This is a genomic window from Bacillus sp. FJAT-49711 (genome assembly GCF_018343715.1).
Lineage (GTDB): Bacteria > Bacillota > Bacilli > Bacillales > Bacillaceae_C > Lederbergia.
In genome coordinates this window covers 17,827-36,923 of the sequence record NZ_JAGYPL010000002.1, presented here as the reverse complement: position 1 = coordinate 36,923, position 19,097 = coordinate 17,827, and the positions used below count along the sequence as shown (strand labels likewise).

The 19,097-nt window shown below is 36.7% G+C and carries 20 protein-coding genes; 2 read left to right on the top strand and 18 right to left on the bottom strand.

The window, feature by feature from the left end:
* Positions 1-77 precede the first annotated feature (77 nt).
* From KHA96_RS07810 to KHA96_RS07780, 7 genes are all read right to left on the bottom strand, one after another.
* Complete coding sequence (locus KHA96_RS07810) at positions 78-1,016, bottom strand: YybS family protein (RefSeq protein WP_213128766.1); 939 nt, start codon at positions 1,014-1,016, stop codon at positions 78-80.
* Between the two features lie 238 nt (positions 1,017-1,254).
* Complete coding sequence (gene rpsR / locus KHA96_RS07805) at positions 1,255-1,491, bottom strand: 30S ribosomal protein S18 (protein WP_213128765.1); 237 nt, start codon at positions 1,489-1,491, stop codon at positions 1,255-1,257.
* A 21-nt stretch (positions 1,492-1,512) separates the two neighbouring features.
* Positions 1,513-2,019: a single-stranded DNA-binding protein gene (ssb, locus tag KHA96_RS07800; protein WP_213128764.1), complete on the bottom strand. Its 507-nt coding sequence runs from the start codon at positions 2,017-2,019 to the stop codon at positions 1,513-1,515.
* A 59-nt stretch (positions 2,020-2,078) separates the two neighbouring features.
* Positions 2,079-2,366, bottom strand: coding sequence for a 30S ribosomal protein S6 (gene rpsF, locus KHA96_RS07795; RefSeq protein ID WP_213128763.1), 288 nt, complete (start codon positions 2,364-2,366; stop codon positions 2,079-2,081).
* Positions 2,367-2,760: 394 nt separating this feature from the next.
* The gene (locus KHA96_RS07790; RefSeq protein WP_213128762.1) at positions 2,761-3,102 is read right to left on the bottom strand and encodes a DUF378 domain-containing protein; all 342 of its coding nucleotides are present in this window, start codon (positions 3,100-3,102) and stop codon (positions 2,761-2,763) included.
* Positions 3,103-3,249: 147 nt separating this feature from the next.
* Positions 3,250-4,350, bottom strand: a complete 1,101-nt coding sequence (ychF, locus tag KHA96_RS07785; protein ID WP_213128761.1) for a redox-regulated ATPase YchF — start codon at positions 4,348-4,350, stop codon at positions 3,250-3,252.
* Between the two features lie 156 nt (positions 4,351-4,506).
* Positions 4,507-4,704 (bottom strand): DUF951 domain-containing protein, encoded by a 198-nt coding sequence (locus KHA96_RS07780; protein ID WP_213128760.1) that lies wholly within the window; start codon positions 4,702-4,704, stop codon positions 4,507-4,509.
* A gap of 237 nt (positions 4,705-4,941) precedes the next feature.
* Between KHA96_RS07780 and yyaC the strand changes: the two genes are divergently transcribed.
* A complete protein-coding gene (yyaC, locus tag KHA96_RS07775; RefSeq protein WP_213128759.1) occupies positions 4,942-5,559 on the top strand; it encodes a spore protease YyaC in 618 nt (205 codons plus the stop codon).
* Between the two features lie 33 nt (positions 5,560-5,592).
* On the opposite strand, the gene KHA96_RS07770 is transcribed toward yyaC, so the two are convergent.
* The 3 genes from KHA96_RS07770 to KHA96_RS07760 form a co-directional block, all read right to left on the bottom strand.
* The gene (locus tag KHA96_RS07770; protein ID WP_213128758.1) at positions 5,593-6,303 is read right to left on the bottom strand and encodes a DUF554 domain-containing protein; all 711 of its coding nucleotides are present in this window, start codon (positions 6,301-6,303) and stop codon (positions 5,593-5,595) included.
* Positions 6,304-6,504: 201 nt separating this feature from the next.
* Entirely contained in the window at positions 6,505-7,353 is an 849-nt protein-coding gene (locus KHA96_RS07765) for a ParB/RepB/Spo0J family partition protein (RefSeq protein ID WP_213128757.1), read from the bottom strand.
* Positions 7,346-8,107 carry a ParA family protein gene (locus tag KHA96_RS07760; protein ID WP_213128756.1) on the bottom strand — a complete coding sequence of 254 codons (762 nt, stop codon included), beginning with the start codon at positions 8,105-8,107 and terminating at the stop codon, positions 7,346-7,348. Before KHA96_RS07760 ends, KHA96_RS07765 begins: the two co-directional genes overlap by 8 nt.
* Positions 8,108-8,402: 295 nt before the next feature.
* On the opposite strand from KHA96_RS07760, the gene KHA96_RS07755 reads away from it, so the two are divergent.
* Entirely contained in the window at positions 8,403-8,939 is a 537-nt protein-coding gene (locus tag KHA96_RS07755; protein ID WP_213128755.1) for a GNAT family N-acetyltransferase, read from the top strand.
* A gap of 346 nt (positions 8,940-9,285) precedes the next feature.
* On the opposite strand, the gene noc is transcribed toward KHA96_RS07755, so the two are convergent.
* The 8 genes from noc to spoIIIJ all read right to left on the bottom strand — a co-directional run bounded on the left by noc (position 9,286) and on the right by spoIIIJ (position 19,054).
* Complete coding sequence (noc, locus tag KHA96_RS07750; RefSeq protein ID WP_213128754.1) at positions 9,286-10,134, bottom strand: nucleoid occlusion protein; 849 nt, start codon at positions 10,132-10,134, stop codon at positions 9,286-9,288.
* A gap of 128 nt (positions 10,135-10,262) precedes the next feature.
* Positions 10,263-10,979: a 16S rRNA (guanine(527)-N(7))-methyltransferase RsmG gene (gene rsmG, locus KHA96_RS07745; RefSeq protein WP_213128753.1), complete on the bottom strand. Its 717-nt coding sequence runs from the start codon at positions 10,977-10,979 to the stop codon at positions 10,263-10,265.
* Positions 10,980-11,044: 65 nt separating this feature from the next.
* Positions 11,045-12,943: a tRNA uridine-5-carboxymethylaminomethyl(34) synthesis enzyme MnmG gene (gene mnmG, locus KHA96_RS07740; protein ID WP_213128752.1), complete on the bottom strand. Its 1,899-nt coding sequence runs from the start codon at positions 12,941-12,943 to the stop codon at positions 11,045-11,047.
* 32 nt (positions 12,944-12,975) lie between these two features.
* Positions 12,976-14,361 carry a tRNA uridine-5-carboxymethylaminomethyl(34) synthesis GTPase MnmE gene (mnmE, locus tag KHA96_RS07735; RefSeq protein WP_213128751.1) on the bottom strand — a complete coding sequence of 462 codons (1,386 nt, stop codon included), beginning with the start codon at positions 14,359-14,361 and terminating at the stop codon, positions 12,976-12,978.
* A gap of 324 nt (positions 14,362-14,685) precedes the next feature.
* Positions 14,686-15,483, bottom strand: a complete 798-nt coding sequence (locus KHA96_RS07730) for a sugar phosphate isomerase/epimerase family protein (protein ID WP_249315401.1) — start codon at positions 15,481-15,483, stop codon at positions 14,686-14,688.
* Positions 15,476-17,347 (bottom strand): LTA synthase family protein, encoded by a 1,872-nt coding sequence (locus KHA96_RS07725; protein ID WP_213128750.1) that lies wholly within the window; start codon positions 17,345-17,347, stop codon positions 15,476-15,478. The genes KHA96_RS07730 and KHA96_RS07725 overlap by 8 nt, the downstream gene beginning before the upstream one ends.
* A 298-nt stretch (positions 17,348-17,645) precedes the next feature.
* The gene (gene jag / locus KHA96_RS07720) at positions 17,646-18,272 is read right to left on the bottom strand and encodes an RNA-binding cell elongation regulator Jag/EloR (RefSeq protein ID WP_213128749.1); all 627 of its coding nucleotides are present in this window, start codon (positions 18,270-18,272) and stop codon (positions 17,646-17,648) included.
* On the bottom strand, positions 18,269-19,054 hold the full coding sequence (gene spoIIIJ, locus KHA96_RS07715; protein ID WP_213128748.1) for a YidC family membrane integrase SpoIIIJ: 786 nt from the start codon (positions 19,052-19,054) through the stop codon (positions 18,269-18,271). Before spoIIIJ ends, jag begins: the two co-directional genes overlap by 4 nt.
* Positions 19,055-19,097: the final 43 nt, after the last annotated feature.

The window sequence follows — 19,097 nt, the reverse complement described above, 5'->3', positions numbered from 1 at the left end:
CCTAATTTAAAATATAATCGATATAAACAATTTTACAAAAAAGTGTATGCGCCTTGCTCATCTTTAAAATGAAAAGACTACTTCTTATTGATGCGCTGCCTTAAATCGAATCCTATATCAATTATACCGAACACCCGTACAATTGAAAGAACTATAGGCATTAAAAATGTAAATACAACGACTATAATCGGTATGGCAATCGTCCACTTTTTCATATGACAATAAAAAAAGATAAACGAAAGCCCTTGAATGACTAAAAGAGTTTGTAATATTAACCCAGCATTCACAACGGCCATTTGCAAATACGAATCAGATTCAAATTTAAAAATAATAGAAAGGACGAGCACCAATAAATACAACCACAGAATGCTTTTTGGGAATTTCAAACGGCGAAACGGCTGAAATTTTGGGACATCTATTCCTAACTTTTTCAAAATAGGAAAGTTAACAACCATTATGATGATTACACTTATAAAAGCAGTGCCAATCAACAATGTAGGCAGCATGGATATCATTAAATTAGCCATATTATTTAACTGCTCTTGGAATTCAATTGGCGGCGTCATCCCCATCGTATTCATTGCATCCATATATTGATTTATCGATGTTTGAAACATCTTTTTTAGTTCATCCATAAAGTTAAGGTTAAAAAACAGGGCAGCAATGATAAAAAATAATATGATGTTGGCTATGAATACGATACTTGATGATATGTAAATGATTTGTTTACTTTCTTTCGCTTTAATTCCGTATCCCATCATTAATCCCGTCGTTCCAAATAAGAAAGCAATGGGCAAAGCTACAAAAGAACCGACAATAAACGAAATAATCATCGCACTAATAACGAAAATGATTGAATATTTCACGGAATATTTTGCACTATATAATAGAAATGGCAAAATAAAAAACAGGTGAAGGACAATCGATGAAAATGGAATAAAAATTGCTATTAGCAGCATGATTGTATATAAAGCTAACAACAAAGCGCCTTCTGTTAGCATTTTTCTTTCTTTCACTCTTCCACCTCTTTTTGTGTTAAATCTTGGTTCATCGCAAATATGTATACTCTTTCTATTCTAACGGTGAAAGGCCCATCAATCAACTTTGCCGATGTATGATTAAAGTAAAAAGGCTGATCCTAATCACTAAGATATTACAATTATATATAGTATCTTTTAAAAAATACTATATAAAATGATAATACCTAGTTCAGGACAGCCTTTATTTATTTAAATCGTATATTTTTCGTCATTATTATTCGCCTGCAACGAATGGAAGTAATGCCATTTGACGAGCACGTTTAATAGCTGCTGTCAATTTACGTTGATACTTAGCACTTGTTCCAGTTACACGGCGAGGAAGAATCTTTCCGCGTTCGGAAACGAATTTTTTAAGCAATTCAACATCTTTATAGTCGATGTGTGTAATACCATTTGATGTAAAGAAACACACTTTACGACGTTTACGTCCGCCTCTGCGTCCACCTGCCATAACAATAACCTCCTTACTTTTTTAGAATGGAAGATCATCATCTGAAATGTCAATTGGTTGTCCATCATTCGAGAATGGATCTTCATTAGCTCGGGTAAAGTTTTGGTTGCTTCGCTGATTTTGGTTTTGCTCGTTCGGACGGTACTGGTTATTTTGGTCTCCACCATATTGATTTCCTCCAAAGTCACCACGACCTTGTGACGCAGAACTTCTTGGTTCAAGAAATTGAACACTATCTGCTAGTACTTCAGTCACGTATACACGCTTACCATCCTGTCCATCATAGTTGCGAGTCTGGATGCGGCCATCGACACCAGCTAAACTTCCTTTTTTCAAGTAATTAGCAACATTCTCCGCAGGCTTTCTCCAAATCACACAGTTTATGAAGTCGGCTTCCCGCTCCCCCTGTTGATTCGTAAAAGTACGGTTAACAGCCAATGTAAAAGTTGCGACTGGCACCCCGTTTGGAGTGTAGCGCAAATCCGGATCTTTTGTTAAACGTCCTACTAATACAACTCGGTTCATCATCAGAATCAACCTCTTCCCGTTTGCTTCTTTATAAAATGTTTCACGTGGAACAATTAATTTTATCTTTCGTCTTTAACAACAATATGACGGATAATATCGTCACTGATCTTCGCAAGACGGTCGAATTCCTGAACTGCTTCAGGATTTGCATTAGTTTGGATTAAACGGTAGAAACCGTCACGAAAATCCTCAATCTCGTATGCAAGACGACGCTTACCCCAATCTTTTGATTCGATGATTTCCGCACCTTGTGAAGTAAGGATGTTATCGAAACGCTCAACTACTGCCGTTTTCGCTTCATCTTCAATGTTCGGGCGGATAATGTACATAATTTCGTACTTTCTCATCGTTCAGTCACCTCCTTATGGACTATGCGGCCCTTTTCGTGTAAAAGGGCAAGGAGCAATTTTCATTACTCACAATGTGTAAGTATAGCATACGAAACACGGTTATGCAAGGTGTTGACCCACTTTCCTCATAAAATAGAAATCCCGGCTAAGGAAAATTTCCTTGCCGGGATTATCTCGTTTATTGATGTCTTGCGAAGGCGCACTTACGCTTTTCTTTGTCCAACTTCAGCACCTATCGACTTGCGAACTTCTTGTCCTCTTCCCTACGATAAGTCAACATCAGGTGAAATTTGAAGTGCCAATTTCGCTAGCTCGTTCCTCGCCGTGTTTCCTTTATCTCAGTCAGAGGTCTTGAAGTTCGTACGTCGATGATCAGGTGCTTACGCTTTTCTTATTGCCACTCTTCTTCTTCGTCTTCAACTTCATATGCTTCCCTTGAAGGATTATATAATCGATCAAGATCGGGTTCTTCTGCAAACTCGGTTGCAAATTGATTAGTGGCTATTCCTCTTCCTTCTTCAGGCGATCCTACGTCGGCTGTCCTTGAATTAAACAGTAATCCGAGACAGATGAGCCCACTAATACCGACAAGGGTGTAAATAAACCTGGCAAAACCGGAATTGGTTCCTCCAAATATATTTCCAACTAAATCATATTGAAATAAACCAATTAAACCCCAGTTTATTGCCCCTATGACGATTAAAGCTAAGGCAATTCGTCTTAATGTTTTCAATTAATACTCCCCTTTCTTCAAACATGTAAATCAAAAGCATATGATGGCAAGCTAATGATTCAGTCCTATTATTTGAAGAAAGAGGAAAATTTATAACCTGAAAATTAACCCTCTATTTTTATAAAAAAAAGACACCACATAGGTGCCTTACACATTGAATCGAAAATGGATGACATCTCCATCTTTAACAAGATAATCTTTTCCTTCAAGTCTTACTTTTCCAGCTTCACGGGCTGCTGTCATTGACCCTCCAGCGAGTAAATCATCGTACGAAACTGTTTCGGCGCGAATAAACCCTTTTTCAAAATCGGTATGGATAATCCCAGCACATTGTGGTGCCTTCATACCTTTATTAAACGTCCAGGCACGCACTTCTTGAACACCAGCTGTAAAATAAGTGGCTAATCCTAAAAGATCATACGTAGCACGAATTAATTGATCAAGTCCAGATTCTTCAATCCCTAGTTCCTCAAGAAACATTGCTTTTTCTTCATCATCCAATTCAGCAATTTCTTCTTCAATTTTTGCACAAACGACGATGACCTGTGAATTTTCTTTTTCAGCATATTCGAGGACTTTTTTTACATATTCATTTTCTGATGGATCGGCAACATCTTCATCTCCAACATTTGCCGCATATAAAACAGGCTTGCTCGTCAATAAATGAAGACCTTTTACTGTCTTCATCTGATCATCAGAAAATTCTACAGATCTGGCTGGCATATCCGATTCAAAAGCTTCCTTCAATTTAGCTAAAATTTCATACTCATACATCGCGTCTTTATCTTTTTGCTTCGCCATTTTTTCAACACGGCCAATCCGTTTTTCTACAGATTCCAAATCGGCTAAGATTAATTCCAGATTGATCGTTTCGATATCATCAATCGGGTCAACTTTTCCCGATACATGTGTGATATCATCACTTGCAAAACAACGGACGACATGACAAATAGCATCTACTTGGCGTATATGGGAAAGAAATTTATTCCCTAATCCTTCCCCTTTACTTGCCCCTTTTACAATTCCAGCTATATCTGTAAACTCAAATGCCGTAGGCACTGTTTTTTTAGGCTGTACAAGTTCGGTTAGTTTTTGAAGACGATAATCTGGTACTTCTACAATTCCAACATTCGGATCTATTGTACAAAACGGATAGTTAGCAGCTTCTGCTCCCGCTTTTGTAATTGCATTAAATAATGTAGATTTCCCTACGTTCGGCAACCCCACAATTCCTGCTGTAAGAGCCATTTTGGTCACTCCTCTTCTGGGTTTTCCTACCCCTGTTAATCCTTTCACAATTATAGTAATTATACAGAGAAAAAACAACTGTATTCAAATCACGCATTTAAAACTAGATAATTGATTATTCTGACGGTAGTATATTAAAAAGAAGAAGCATGAGTTCTATTCCTCATGCTTCTCCAAGATTTTCTTAATTTTTCTTGCAAAGTCTCTACGCGGCAACATAACACTGTGGCCACATCCTTCACATTTAATTCTAATATCCATTCCCATGCGGATTATCTTCCAACGATTCGTCCCACATGGATGTTGCTTTTTCATTTCCACTATATCATTTAAAGTAAATTCTTTTTTCTCCAAATTTCATTCCTCCTGAAGATTCCATCATATTCTCCACGATTCATTTTTTATGTATTCATTTTAACAATAAACTTTGAGTTTTCATAGGCAGATCATGTATTTCATTATTTTTATGTATAGAAATGAAAATTCCTCCGTATAATGGGTAAAGAATAGCAAAACGTGTGTCCAATTTAAAAATCTTATACCTTAAAAAAACTTCTATTACTTTATGTTCGAAGGAGAGGAGCGACAAAGATGAACCCACCCCTTTTTAATCCACTTGATGCGTTTGATGTGAATATTAGATATGATGATCCATCCTCTAGTGAGAAAATTTCTAGTGGTATCATCGATCTTCTCCCCTTCGGATATAAACGGCAAATTGTCATCGTATGCATAGGAACCGATCGATCTACTGGAGATTCTCTTGGACCACTTGTTGGGACTTTTTTAAAGGAAGCTGGTTTGGATAGTTTTCATTTATACGGAACGTTAGAGGATCCTGTACATGCTGTTAATTTAAGTGAAAAAATGGCTATGATTCAACAAAATCATTATCGTCCTTATATTATAGGAATTGATGCCTGTCTTGGAAAATTAAAAAACATCGGCATGTTAAAAGTCGGTGCTGGTCCAGTTAAACCAGGTGCAGGAGTAAAAAAGGAATTGCCGGCTGTTGGAAATATGCATATTACCGGAATTGTAAACATAAGTGGTCATATGGAGTTTTTTGTTTTACAAAATACACGACTCAATCTTGTTATGAAAATGGCGAAGCAAATTACAGCAGGGATTATTGAAGCGGATGCCATTTATACAAATAAAGAAGCTAATTTTCAACTTGAATTAAATTTGAATACAGAGACAATATAAAAAGGAAAGAGGCATGTTAGCCCCTTTCCTTTTTCATATGTTATGATAGGCGAAAATCAAACTTACGATCAGCGCAGCAACCATAATTCCTGGCAATAAATTAGCTACTCGTATTTTAATTAACCCTGATAAATTTAATCCGATGGCAAAAATCATAATTCCACCCGTTGCCGTCAACTCATTAATAAACATATCCATCAATTCAGGTGGGACAAGACGATCAATTTGTGTAGCAAATATAGCAATTATTCCTTGATAAAGTACTACAGGAATAAAAGAAAGGATCACTCCGATTCCAAGTGTTGTCGTTAATATTAATGCCGTAAATCCATCTATCACTGCTTTTGTAAGCAGCACTTGATGATCTCCCCTAATCCCGCTGTCCAGCGCTCCAATAATCGCCATCGCACCAATTACAAAAATGAGCGTGGCCGTGACAAATCCTTGAGAAATATTACTCTTGCTTGACGCTCCAAGTTTTCTTTCAATCCATAATCCTAAAGAATTTAACTTATCATCGAGCGCCCACCATTCACCAAGCACAGCGCCTATGACAATACTCAAAATGACAATCAAAAAGTTATCACTTTTGAAACCCATTTGCAATCCTAAAACCATAACGACCAGGCTTATTCCCTGCATAACAGTCGTTTTCATTTTTTCAGGAATCCTGCTTAAAAACTTTCCAATTAACGATCCAACAATAATACAAAGTCCATTGACTAACGTTCCAAATAGCACCATAATTTCACCTGTTTATAAAAGGTTGTTTTCTTAAAGTTTGTTTTTTGTTATTCCTAATAAGGAAGTCTTCCAGCTCTATCCCAATTTTTAATGTCTGTTCTGAGATGAAAGCTATTTTTCTTTTTCAAGATTACATCAAATTGGAACTTATAAAAAATAAGTGCCCCTAAAAGTAGATAAGGGCACTACTTGATTTAATATTTACTCATTTTGATCGAGAATGTCTAAAATTCTTTCCAAATCTTCATTTGATAAAAACTCTATTTCAATTTTACCCTTTTTCTTAGACTGTTTAATCGTGACCGTTGTTCCAAACTTTTCACGCAAGTTATTTTCTCTTTCAACAATAAATATATCTTTTTTAGTCTTTAGCTTTTTTGTTTCACGTGGAACATTTTCATTTATTTGCTGAACTAAGTTTTCTAACTGCCTTACATTAAGGCTTTCCTTAACTGTTCGTTCAGCAATAGCTTGTATTTTATCTTTTCTCTTAAGTCCTAATAACGTCCGCCCATGCCCCATCGATAACTTTCCATCTGTAATGAGTTGTTGAATGTTTTTTGGCAAAGTTAGTAATCGAACGTGGTTGGCGATATGCGGTCTGCTTTTTCCAAGTCTTTTCGATAACTCTTCTTGAGTGATGTGAAGTTTTTCCATCAACGTATGGTAAGCAGTCGCTTCTTCGATAGGAGTCAAATCTTCACGTTGCAAGTTTTCTAATACGGCCAATTCCATCATTTGTTGATCCGTCAATTCACGAATAACAGCAGGAATTTTGTTTAGCTTTGCAGCCTTTGATGCGCGGAATCTTCGTTCCCCTACAACAATTTCATAGCCTTTAATATTTTTGCGAACGATAATAGGTTGTAATATACCATGTTGAAGTATAGATTCTTTTAATTCCTGAATGGCATCCTCAGAAAATACTCGTCTTGGTTGGTACGGATTCGGTTTAATTTCTTTTAAATCAATTTCACGTACCGTTTCTTCATTATTGATATCCATATTTGCAAATAAAGCATTAATCCCTTTACCGAGACCTTTAGCCATTTCCAGCCACTTCCTTTGCAAGATCTAAATACACTTCAGCCCCCCGAGACTTTGAATCATACACGATGATTGGTTCCCCATGACTCGGAGCTTCACTAAGTCGAATATTCCTAGGGATGATTGTTTGATATACTTTATTTTGAAAGTATTTTTTTACTTCTTGTATCACTTGAATGCCAAGATTTGTCCTTGCATCAAGCATCGTTAGCAAGACGCCTTCAATCATCAAATCATTATTTAAATGTTTTTGGACTAATCTCACTGTATTTAACAGTTGGCTTAAGCCTTCAAGCGCATAATACTCACATTGAACAGGTATTAATACTGAATCAGATGCCGTCAATGCATTGATTGTAAGTAAGCCAAGTGATGGTGGACAGTCAATTAAAATATAATCAAAATCATCCTTCACTTGATCTAAGGCTCTTTTTAACCGAACTTCTCTTGAAATAGTTGGAACTAGTTCTATTTCTGCTCCCGCTAATTGTATTGTCGCAGGAACTGCAAACATGTTGTCTACACCTGTTTGCTTAATTACGTCCTTTATATCCACGTCATCTACGAGCATATCGTAAATACATTGGTGGACATCTCCTTTATCAATCCCAGCACCGCTTGTTGCGTTACCTTGGGGATCAATATCGATTAGCAACACTTTTTTTCCTATATATGCTAAACATGCCCCCAGATTGACAGAGGTGGTCGTTTTCCCGACGCCCCCTTTTTGGTTGGCTATGGAAATAATCTTTCCCAACGATGTCACCTACCCTTAATTTCCTTCAAAATAGCAATCATATATTCTATTTTATCAAATATTCATCACAAATTACTCATTCAGTGAAAAAAAGTTTATTAAAAATAGAAAAAAAGTTGCTATATTCATATTGTTGCTGTTTTTAGTGTAAATATCAAGATATTCAGGAAGTATGTCACATAATAGATCTTCCTATAGGAACTGTATTTTATAAAAAATGACTATTTTTAAGAGAAATAAAGGTAATTTAGGCCTACTTAAAGAAAATTAAAAGTAAAAAGTAGGAGGCCTATATATGAATAAAAAAGACTTTCATGTAAAAATAAAAGCAGCAAAAGAAACACATTTACAATTACTTGTTTCCCAGTTTTCTCCGGATAATCCAATGTTCCAATATAACCGATATAATGTTCAACAGGATGGAGAAGGACTATATTTAATCGCTTGGGATGAAAACGTCCCTATCGGCCATTTTTTACTGCGTTGGAGTGGTCCTCAAGATGCTTCCGTAACGAATAAAATTAAAATTACTGCTAGTGCCTTTCTGGAAGCAGGTCTAACAATAGATGATTATCGTAGAAAAGGAGTTGCAACAGCCATCATTCAGGAAGCAGAACGACTTTCAAAAGAAAAGGGCTGCACTCATATTGGCTTAGAAGTAGGAGTAGAAAACTTTGAAGCGAAACGACTTTATGAAAAGCTAGGTTATAAGGATTGGGGATATGGGGAATTCCTAATTAGCTGGGAGTTTATTGATAACAATGGAAATAAAGGGATTGATTCTGAAATCGTTATTTTTATGCAAAAAAACTTGCAGACAGATATAGATTAAAGATGGAGAATAAATGCAAAAAGTAACTCAAAACAAGGTTATTTTTGCTATTGCTGCAACACCTTATTTTAGGAGAGAAGTTATCATTTAACGTTTTTTTTAAGATAACTACAATATGATCGTATATGAAAACACTATTTACGCATAGGAACGCTTGAACACTACTGCTCACAGGCATTAAACACTATTACTCCAATTCTCACTATATATACAATTGACAGAAAACTATATTTTTATTATAAAAAAATGCCTTCCACTTATGGAATTTGAAAGGCATTAAGATTAATCTTACAATAGGCAATGGAGTAGAGATAAATGCAAATTGCTCATTTTTGACAAAAATCTATTATTTTTTCTTCGGTATTTTTATCGTGAATTGATAGTATTCTTCAAACTCTTCTTCTTCAGAATCCAAATTAATTCCACTATCCGAGACCATAGATAGAGATTGACGAATCGTATTGACAGCTATTCTCATATCTTTACTGATCGCGCGGCGTTTACTTTTCGGTTTTTCAGTGACGGTAAGAAGCTTTACTACTTGTTCCTCAGCTTGCTTAACATTGAGACCCTTCTCTATGATAAGATTCATCACTTGTATTTGTTTTTCTGGGTCTTTTAAAGGAATCAAAGCCCGCGCATGCCGCTCTGTAATTTTCTTTTGCAGCAAGCCTTCTTGAACTTCCTCAGGCAACTTTAACAATCTAAGCTTATTAGCAACAGTAGATTGTCCTTTTCCAAGGCGCTGCGCCAATGCTTCTTGGGTTAAATTATGCATTTCTAAAAGTTTTCCATATGCCAACGCTTCTTCAATCGGTGTTAATTCTTCCCGTTGAAGATTTTCTATTAACGCAATAGAAGCTGTTTCCGTATCACTTAAATTTTTTATGATTGCTGGAACGTCATCCCACCCAAGAAGCTGGACAGCACGAAATCTGCGTTCACCTGCAATAATTTCGAATTGATCTATACCTAATTCTCTTACTACAATAGGTTGGATGATCCCATGTGTATGGATAGTTCTAGCCAATTCTTCAATTTTCGTTTCATCAAATATCGTTCTTGGTTGGAATCGGTTGGGAATAATATGAGAAACAGGAATTTTTTTTATTTCATCCCTCTCATCTACCATCTCTTTTTCTATTGGTAATTCCTTCTCACCCAAGCCAAATAATCGAGAGAAAGGATGTTTCATCCTTCGACACCACCTTAATAGAAGCTCCCTTTAGCGAACACAATATATCTCTATTATAAATGACTTTATATCATCATTCTATTTTATTTTGAATTTTCCTGCCAAACAGATGTCCTATCCATAGGAATTTATTCTAATGGGAGTTTATTCGGAGTTCCTGGTTTCCTTGGATATTTTTTTGGCGTTTGTTTGATTTTAGAAATAACGATAATATTGCGGTTGCTTTCCTCTATTGGCAATGTAAAAGAATGAACCGTGGAAAGCTTGCCTCCTAATTGCTTTATAGCACGATTTGCCGCTTGTAATTCTTCTTCGGCATTAGCTGCTTTCATCGCGACAAATTGTCCCCCTTCTTTTACGAGAGGAAGGCATAGTTCGCTTAAAACAGACATTCTCGCTACAGCTCTTGCGGTGACTAGATCATATTGTTCACGAAATTTTGAATTTTGAGCAAAAGTTTCTGCGCGATCATGATAAAAATGCGTATTACTTAAGCTTAGTTCACTTGATAAATGTTCAAGAAACGTAATTCGTTTTTTTAAAGAATCTACAATCGTGAGATCAATTTCCGGGAAGCAAATTTTAATTGGAATGCTCGGAAATCCCGCCCCTGCTCCTACATCGCATATTTTGATTGGCTTTTTAAAGTCAATAAAAAAAGCGGCGCTCACGGAATCAAAGAAATGCTTTAAATACACTTCTTGTTTGTCCGTGATAGCAGTCAAATTCATTTTTTCATTCCATTCAACAAGCAGCTCATAATAACGCTCAAACATGCGGAGTTGATGGGAATCAAGATTGATTCCCTTTTCTCCTAACATGTTTGTAAATTGGTCTATATTCATTTTGGTTTCATTCCTATTCGTGTTTTACGCCTGTCTTGCTGCAGCCGCAGCTGCTATCGGCTTTCCTATTCACCCGAAACCTTTGCAATTTTTCCATGCTCGATATATACAAGAAGGATTGATATATCCGCAGGGTTCACTCCTGAAATTCGAGAAGCCTGGGCGATGGACAATGGACGAACTTTATTGAGTTTTTGACGGGCTTCAGTTGCAATTCCATTAATGGCATCGTAATCGATGTTTTCAGGAATTTTTTTGTCTTCTAGCTTTTTCAGTTTTTCGACTTGCTGAAGAGATTTTTCGATATATCCCTCGTATTTAATTTGGATCTCTACTTGCTCTACGACATCGTTTGGTAAAACTGTTTCAGCAGGTGCCAGTTCAATGACTTGTTCATAGGACATTTCAGGTCGCTTCAATAGATCCGATGCTCTGATTCCATCTTTTAATGGACTTCCTCCAGCTTTCATGATCATTTCTTGCGTTTTTTCATTTGGCTTCAAAATGATTGAACGAAGTCTCTTAATTTCAGCCTCGATTGCCGCCTTTTTATTTACATACTTTTCATATCTTTCATCTGAAATAAGCCCTATTTCATGGCCGATTTCTGTTAAACGCAAATCGGCATTATCGTGACGAAGAAGAAGGCGATATTCTGCACGAGATGTAAGAAGACGGTATGGCTCGTTTGTTCCTTTCGTTACAAGGTCGTCTATTAGAACGCCAATATAACCGTCAGAACGGCTTAAAATCACTTCTTCTTTTCCAAAAATCCTTCTAGCCGCATTGATTCCAGCCATGATTCCTTGTGCAGCCGCTTCTTCATAGCCAGAAGTACCATTAATTTGTCCAGCTGTATATAGGTTTTTAATTTTTTTCGTTTCCAGTGTTGGCCAAAGCTGTGTTGGAACGATGGCATCATATTCAATCGCATAACCAGGTCGCATCATTTTTGCATTTTCTAATCCTGGAACAGTTGCGATGATTTGATGCTGAATTTCTTCAGGCAAACTTGTGGAAAGTCCTTGTACGTATACTTCATTCGTATTTCGTCCTTCTGGTTCAAGGAAGATTTGATGTCTTGGCTTATCATTAAAGCGGACAACTTTATCTTCAATAGAAGGGCAATAGCGGGCTCCCGTTCCTTTTACCATGCCAGAAAACATAGGAGCACGGTGCAAGTTTTCATCAATTAATTGATGAGTGCGCAAGTTTGTATAAGTGAGCCAGCATGGAAGCTGATCAGTAATATATTTTGTTGTTTCATAACTGAATGCACGCGGTTCTTCATCACCTGGTTGAATTTCTGTTTTGCTATAATCAATCGTATTACCGTTAATACGAGGAGGCGTGCCCGTTTTAAACCGCTCCATATCAAATCCAAGACTTTCAAGATGTTCTGAAAGCTTAATAGAAGGTTTCTGGTTATTAGGACCACTAGAATATTTTAATTCTCCTAAAATAATTTCTCCCCTAAGAAATGTTCCTGTCGTAATAATGACAGATTTCCCTCGGAAAACAGCACCTGTATGAGTGATAACACCTTTACATTCTCCATCCTCTACAATTAATTCATCGACCATACCTTGTAGAAGCGTTAAATTACGTTCATTTTCTAACGTATTTTTCATTTCATGTTGATATTGGAATTTATCTGCTTGAGCACGCAAGGCTTGGACGGCTGGGCCCTTACCCGTGTTCAACATTCTCATTTGGATATATGTTTTATCGATATTTTTAGCCATTTCACCGCCAAGTGCGTCAATCTCTCTTACGACGACCCCTTTTGCAGGCCCACCAAGAGAAGGATTGCATGGCATGAACGCCACCATATCGAGATTTAGCGTTAGCATCAATGTTTTTGCACCCATTCTTGCAGCTGAGAGTCCCGCTTCACAACCTGCATGACCCGCACCAATAACAATTACATCGTATACACCGGCTTCATATGTTGTTGTTTGCATTCTGTTTCACCTTCCTTTTAAATTCAAAATGTTTATTTTCCAAGACAAAACTGTGAAAATAGTTGGTTGATTAAACTTTCTTGCACCGTATCTCCAATGATTTCCCCTAAAAGTTCCCATGTTCGGGTTAAATCAATTTGTATGATATCGATTGGCGTTCCAAAATCAATTCCGTTCAAAACATCATCGATTGCTTGCAATGCCTGATGTAAAAGAGCGATATGACGGCTATTTGATACATACGTCATGTCACCTGCTTCAATTTGACCTTTAAAAAACATATCTGAAATCGCCCGCTCTAAATCATCAATCCCTTCTTCTTCAAGAAGAGAAGTCGTAACAATTTGATGATGTCCAGCTATTTGCCGAACTTCGTCCATATCTATTTTTCTCGGTAAATCTGTTTTATTCGCGATGACGATAACGTCCATTCCTTCTGTAGCCGAAAATAATTGCTTATCTTCTACTGTGAATTCATCAGCTGAGTTCAAAACAAGCAAGATTAGATCTGCTTTTTTCAGTACCTCTCGAGATCGTTCAACGCCGATTCGCTCTACAATATCCTCTGTTTCCCTTATTCCTGCTGTATCCACCAATCGCAACGGAACACCACGAACATTGACATATTCTTCAATAACATCCCTCGTTGTTCCTGGAATATCAGTAACGATCGCTTTATTTTCTTGAACAAGACTATTTAATAAAGACGATTTTCCAACGTTTGGCCGTCCAATAATGACCGTTGATAAGCCTTCTCGTAAAATTTTTCCTTGCTGAGAAGTTTGCTGCAGTTTTTGAAGCTCACCCTTTATATAAGTGGCTTTTTCGACGAGAATGCGGTGTGTCATTTCTTCCACGTCATCATATTCAGGATAATCAATATTCACTTCTACGTGAGCTACAACTTCAAGTATTTCTTGACGCAGCTTCCCAATTAATTTTGATAAGCGCCCTTCCATCTGTCCGAGAGCCACATTCATCGCCCTGTCGGTTTTCGCGCGAATTAAATCCATCACTGCTTCAGCTTGTGATAAATCGATGCGTCCGTTTAAAAACGCCCGTTTCGTGAATTCGCCAGGCTCTGCTAGTCTAGCTCCCGCATTTAAAGCGAGTTGAAGTACACGATTTACGGAAACGATGCCTCCGTGGCAATTGATTTCCACGACATCCTCTCTCGTAAATGTTTTTGGTGCTCTCATCAAACTAACCATTACTTCCTCAGCAGTCTCCTCAGATTTCGGATCGACTATTCTACCGTAGTGAATCGTATGCGTTTCTACCTCTATTAATTTCTTTCCATTTGGACTCCGGAAGAGTTGGTCGGCAATCGCCACCGCTTCATCCCCGCTTAAGCGTACAATGGCAATCGCTCCTTCACCCATTGGAGTCGATATTGCCGCAATTGTATCAAATTCCATCATGATCACCTCTTTTCATTTTTAACTTTTTATATTGATCGCATTTTTGCGAAAAAGAGTTTATCCCCAAAATAATAGAATAACAAAAATTTCGATTGTGGAAAAGCTATTTTACACTTCAAAATTTATCCACAACTCGTTTTACTGCACTCTTTATTTTAACTTATCCACATGTGAATAACAATAACTGCTGACTTTCCAGGGTCAACATCTTCTTTCCATCCCACCATGTTGTTGTTTTCATCCGAAAAAAACCTATTCACTCAATTAAAAATTGTTCAATAAAAAAATCCGAATCATTATCTCGATTCGGATTCCACTTATTTATATTTTCTTCGTATCAAATATTTCCTTTAAAAATTCCCTCGATTGTACGAGTTCTTTATGTAAGTCACCCCATTGGCATTCGATTGAAATGCGTCCGCTGTAGTTGGCCCGTTGTATGCAGTCAACAAAGCGATCATATGGGTAATCTCCTGTTCCTGGGGCAAAGCGGCCGGTATCTGCGACATGGATATGTTTTATAGACTTTTTTGCTGTCACAATGTTTTCTAATGATTCATTTTCTTCATCCATATGATAGAAGTCTGCTAAAATTTGGATGCTATTGCGATTTATTTTCTTAGCAAATCCCTCTGCCTCTAAAACACTATTAAGGATATTGCTTTCTTTTTTATTTAACGGTTCAATGACAATCGTTATTCCTAGTGGATCTGCATAGTCTGCCGCTACACTTAAAAATTGGAGGATTTGCTCTTCAGCTCGTTCCCGAGAAAACCCATCGGGCATTGAGCGGGCACCTCCACTACCAAATACGATTATTTCTGCTCCTATTTGATGTACTCTTTGTAAGGCTGTTTGAAGATAATGCTTGATACGATCATAATGAACCGTTTCGCCTACAATTTTCAAATCTCCTGGGAGAAAAACATTGCATGCTTCAACAGGGAGTGGACTGTCTTGAAATTGTTTAAAAACCTCCGCAAATTCACGGTCATTTTTTTCTGGTATTAGTGAAACTACTGTACATTCTATGAAATCAAACCCTGCCTCATATGCAACCTTTGCTTGATCAATGCCTAAACAGCAACCGAATTTCATTAGCCCACTTCCCTTATTCATTTTTAAAAAAGCGAAAGAGATCTCCATAAATAATTTTATCAGAATAATTTAGTTCATTTTGAACTTTTATAAAATACGGGGAGCATTTATTTCGCTTTACTTTTTTCCCTGATTCTTTACTGTAACAAGCTCCTTCGGCATAAATGTATTTGTCTGTTGTAAATGTACCATCCCTAAACACAACGAGACGGTCATTCTCTTTTGATAATAAACTTGTTCCGAAAGAAAACGCTTCGTCTTTATCCTCTACTCCTAATAAATCAAAAATAGTCGCTCTTAAATCGATTTGACCGCCGACTGTATCAATCACTTCGCCATTAAGACCAGGAACATGGATAAATAAAGGTACTTTTTGCAGCTCAACTTGTTCTTTTACCGTAATTTCATGCCCAAGTACTTCGCTTAATGCATCGTTATAGCTTTTGGAGATTCCATAATGATCCCCAAACAAAACGAAAATAGAATTTTCATATAGATCCGTATTTTTTATTTGCTCAAAAAAGGATTTAATAGCCTCATCTTCATATCGAACCGTCGTAAAATACCTGTTCACTACCCCTTGTTCTGTTTCCAATTCAGAAATGAACTGATCTTCAGGCTCTAATAAAAAAGGAAAATGGTTCGTCAATGTCAAAAACTTTGCATAAAAAGGTTGTGGCAATGACTGTAAGTATGGCATGGATTGCTCAAAAAATGGAATGTCCTTTAAGCCATAATTGATCGAGTTATCCTCATTAACATCATAATCTTCTTTTGAGAAAAATCGGTCATATCCTAAAGAATCATACATCGTCAATCGATTCCAAAATTGCGCGTCATTCCCGTGAAAGGATGCAGAATAATAATTATATTTCTTTAATATCTCGGGAGTCGCCATAAAGTCATTTTTCGGTTTTCTGACAAACACAGAACCGCCAGCAAGAGGATACAAACTATTATCAACGATAAACTCAGCATCCGATGTTTTTCCTTGTGCTGTTTGATGATAAAAGTTTGGGAAATATAAGCTTTCATCTTTTAATTTATTTAAAAATGGGGTTACCTCTTGGTTATTTACTTGTTTATCAATGACAAAAGCTTGGGTCGACTCAAGAAAAATGACAATGACGTTTTTCCCTTTAGCCAAACCATGAAAATCAGATGGGGTTGTCTTATCATGCTTCTCTTTCAAATAATGACTGATTTCCCCTACCTCACTTTCATCTGCTAAAACACTATTAACAGATGTCTTTGAGTATTGGAAAATATCAAATACATGATAGTAATATAGACCGAGAGATTTAACAATTAGTTCTTTATCATATGACTTATTCCAAAAATCTGAATTTAGCATCATACTAAAGAGTAAAGGAATGGCTGTTAATAAAAGAAAATGGCGTTTTTTGAAATTACTTTTTAATGTCATATTAAACTTTACAGAGTATTTCTTTCTCATGAAAAAAAGGAGTAAAAATAAGTCTAGAAACATCCATATATCATAGTACTTAATGAGTTCAACCGTACTTTGACTTAAACCACCAACATTTTGAAATTGAAGCAGCACCGGCACGGTAATGAAATCAATATAAAAGCGATAATAAAGGACATTTCCGAATAAGATGCCAGTGAGCAGTAAATCAATCACAAAAAAAGCCTTCGTTCTCACTGATTTACGAAAAAGAAAACCGAAGCTAAGAAAAAACGCGGCCGATCCAAGTGAAGTTGCCGCTAACACAATCCCTTGACCAATGGATTGAATATTAATATGGAATATCCACATGTACAAAGCACACATTTTTAGCCATAGTAAAAAAACTGCTGTACTATAAATAAAAATGGCATTGCTTTCTTTTGATTTATGTATTGTTAAAAAACTGCTTTTCATTTATGCCACTTCCGATTATTTTATTTAATTTCATTTTACCACTATAACTTTACTAAAAAACACTTAATTAAGTCGTCATTATTTGCGACGTATTAGAGCATAAAAAGGTTTCAAATAAGGACAAAAAATAAAAGCCGATGACCTCTATTAGAGATTTATCGGCTTTTTTGTACTAAGTGAAGATAGTATAAGTTTTATATCTATAATTTTTAATGTCTACAATTGCTGTCCAGCTGCAGTTATCCTGACGGACTCGCTTTTTGCGTCGCATCGATAAGCAAGACACATACGCTTTTCATTATTTTACTACTGGCTGTATGACAACGTAACGATTTGGTTCTTCCCCTTCAGAAACGGTTTGAACTTTGTTATTTTCAGATAATGCGGTATGAATAATTTTTCTTTCGTAATTCGGCATTGGTTCAAGAGAGACTGATTTTTTGAGATGCTGTGCTTTTGATGCAAGTCTCCCAGCTAGTTGTATGAGTGTTTCCTTGCGGCGTTCACGGTAATTTTCTGGATTCAAAATGACCGTTATATAATGTTTGGAATTACGATTTGCAGCAAGCTGAGTTAAATATTGCAAGGAGTTGATTGTTTGTCCCCTTTTTCCAATGAGAAGCCCCATCTTTTCCCCTGTAATATTGAAAATGACGTTTCTTTCATCTTCTTTCACAATGTCAATTTCCGATACGATTTCCATATTCGACAAAACTGATTGCAAAAATTCCTTTGCCGTTTCGATGGCATCAGGCTTTACCGTCACCTTTACGACAGCTGGCCTAGCACCAAACAGTCCAAGCAGCCCTTTTTTCCCCTCATCTACAATTTGGATGTCCGCGTTTTCTCTCGTTGTTTTTAGTTGAGCAAGTGCTGATTCTACTGCTTCCGCGACAGTTTGTCCTGTAGCAGTGATTTCTCTCACTTTTTAGCTCCCCCCGCTCCTTCTTTTGCTTTCATAGGTTGCATCACTGGTGGTTTAATAAAGTATGTTTGAACAATCATAAAAATATTACCGACTACCCAATACAGTGCCAATGCTGCCGGGAAATTAATAGCGAAAATTAAAATCATTGCCGGCATGATATAAAGCATCATTTGCATTTGCGGATTTGGTGGAGATCCTGCCATCATTATTTTCTGCTGTAGGAAGGTGGTAAGACCCGCTACGATTGGCAAAATATAATATGGATCTGGTGCACCTAAATCAAACCATAAAAATTCTCCACCCGTTGAAATTCCTTCTGTTCTAATAATTGCCTGATAAAAACCAATTAAGATCGGCATTTGAATAAGTAATGGGAAACAACCTGCTAGTGGATTAACATTATGTTTTTGAAAGAGCTGCATTGTTTCTTGTTGAAGCTGCTGCTGTGTTTTCGCATCTTTTGAACTATATTTCTCTTTTAATTTTGCCAATTCCGGCTGGATTGCTTGCATTGCTTTTGAATTTTTCGTTTGCTTGATCATTAGCGGCAATATCGCAAAACGAATTAATAGTGTTACGATAATAATCGACAGACCGTAGCTGCCACCAAAAAATTCTGCAACTGTTGTCATTAGCCAAGAAAGTGGATAGACAATATATTTACTCCAAAAACCCGTACTCTCTGCTGTAACATAATTTGGATTATCAATTGTTGAACAGCCAGCTGTTACCAACACTAGCAAAAGCAATGCTGATAACAATAATATTCTTTTTTTCAAGCTAGATATCCTCCCTGCTTTCTCAAAATCACATAAACGAATA

What these genes read in the sequence shown, in the direction of transcription:
- rpsF (WP_213128763.1), bottom strand. Translation starts at nt 2,366, where the DNA reads ATGAGAAAGTACGAAATTATGTACATTATCCGCCCGAACATTGAAGAT.
- KHA96_RS07770 (WP_213128758.1), bottom strand. Translation starts at nt 6,303, where the DNA reads ATGGTGCTATTTGGAACGTTAGTCAATGGACTTTGTATTATTGTTGGA.
- rsmG (WP_213128753.1), bottom strand. Translation starts at nt 10,979, where the DNA reads ATGAATATAGACCAATTTACAAACATGTTAGGAGAAAAGGGAATCAAT.
- yyaC (WP_213128759.1), top strand. Translation starts at nt 4,942, where the DNA reads ATGAACCCACCCCTTTTTAATCCACTTGATGCGTTTGATGTGAATATT.
- noc (WP_213128754.1), bottom strand. Translation starts at nt 10,134, where the DNA reads ATGAAACATCCTTTCTCTCGATTATTTGGCTTGGGTGAGAAGGAATTA.
- KHA96_RS07725 (WP_213128750.1), bottom strand. Translation starts at nt 17,347, where the DNA reads ATGAAAAGCAGTTTTTTAACAATACATAAATCAAAAGAAAGCAATGCC.
- KHA96_RS07730 (WP_249315401.1), bottom strand. Translation starts at nt 15,483, where the DNA reads ATGAATAAGGGAAGTGGGCTAATGAAATTCGGTTGCTGTTTAGGCATT.
- KHA96_RS07765 (WP_213128757.1), bottom strand. Translation starts at nt 7,353, where the DNA reads ATGGCTAAAGGTCTCGGTAAAGGGATTAATGCTTTATTTGCAAATATG.
- mnmG (WP_213128752.1), bottom strand. Translation starts at nt 12,943, where the DNA reads ATGCAAACAACAACATATGAAGCCGGTGTATACGATGTAATTGTTATT.
- mnmE (WP_213128751.1), bottom strand. Translation starts at nt 14,361, where the DNA reads ATGGAATTTGATACAATTGCGGCAATATCGACTCCAATGGGTGAAGGA.
- ychF (WP_213128761.1), bottom strand. Translation starts at nt 4,350, where the DNA reads ATGGCTCTTACAGCAGGAATTGTGGGGTTGCCGAACGTAGGGAAATCT.
- ssb (WP_213128764.1), bottom strand. Translation starts at nt 2,019, where the DNA reads ATGATGAACCGAGTTGTATTAGTAGGACGTTTAACAAAAGATCCGGAT.
- rpsR (WP_213128765.1), bottom strand. Translation starts at nt 1,491, where the DNA reads ATGGCAGGTGGACGCAGAGGCGGACGTAAACGTCGTAAAGTGTGTTTC.
- KHA96_RS07755 (WP_213128755.1), top strand. Translation starts at nt 8,403, where the DNA reads ATGAATAAAAAAGACTTTCATGTAAAAATAAAAGCAGCAAAAGAAACA.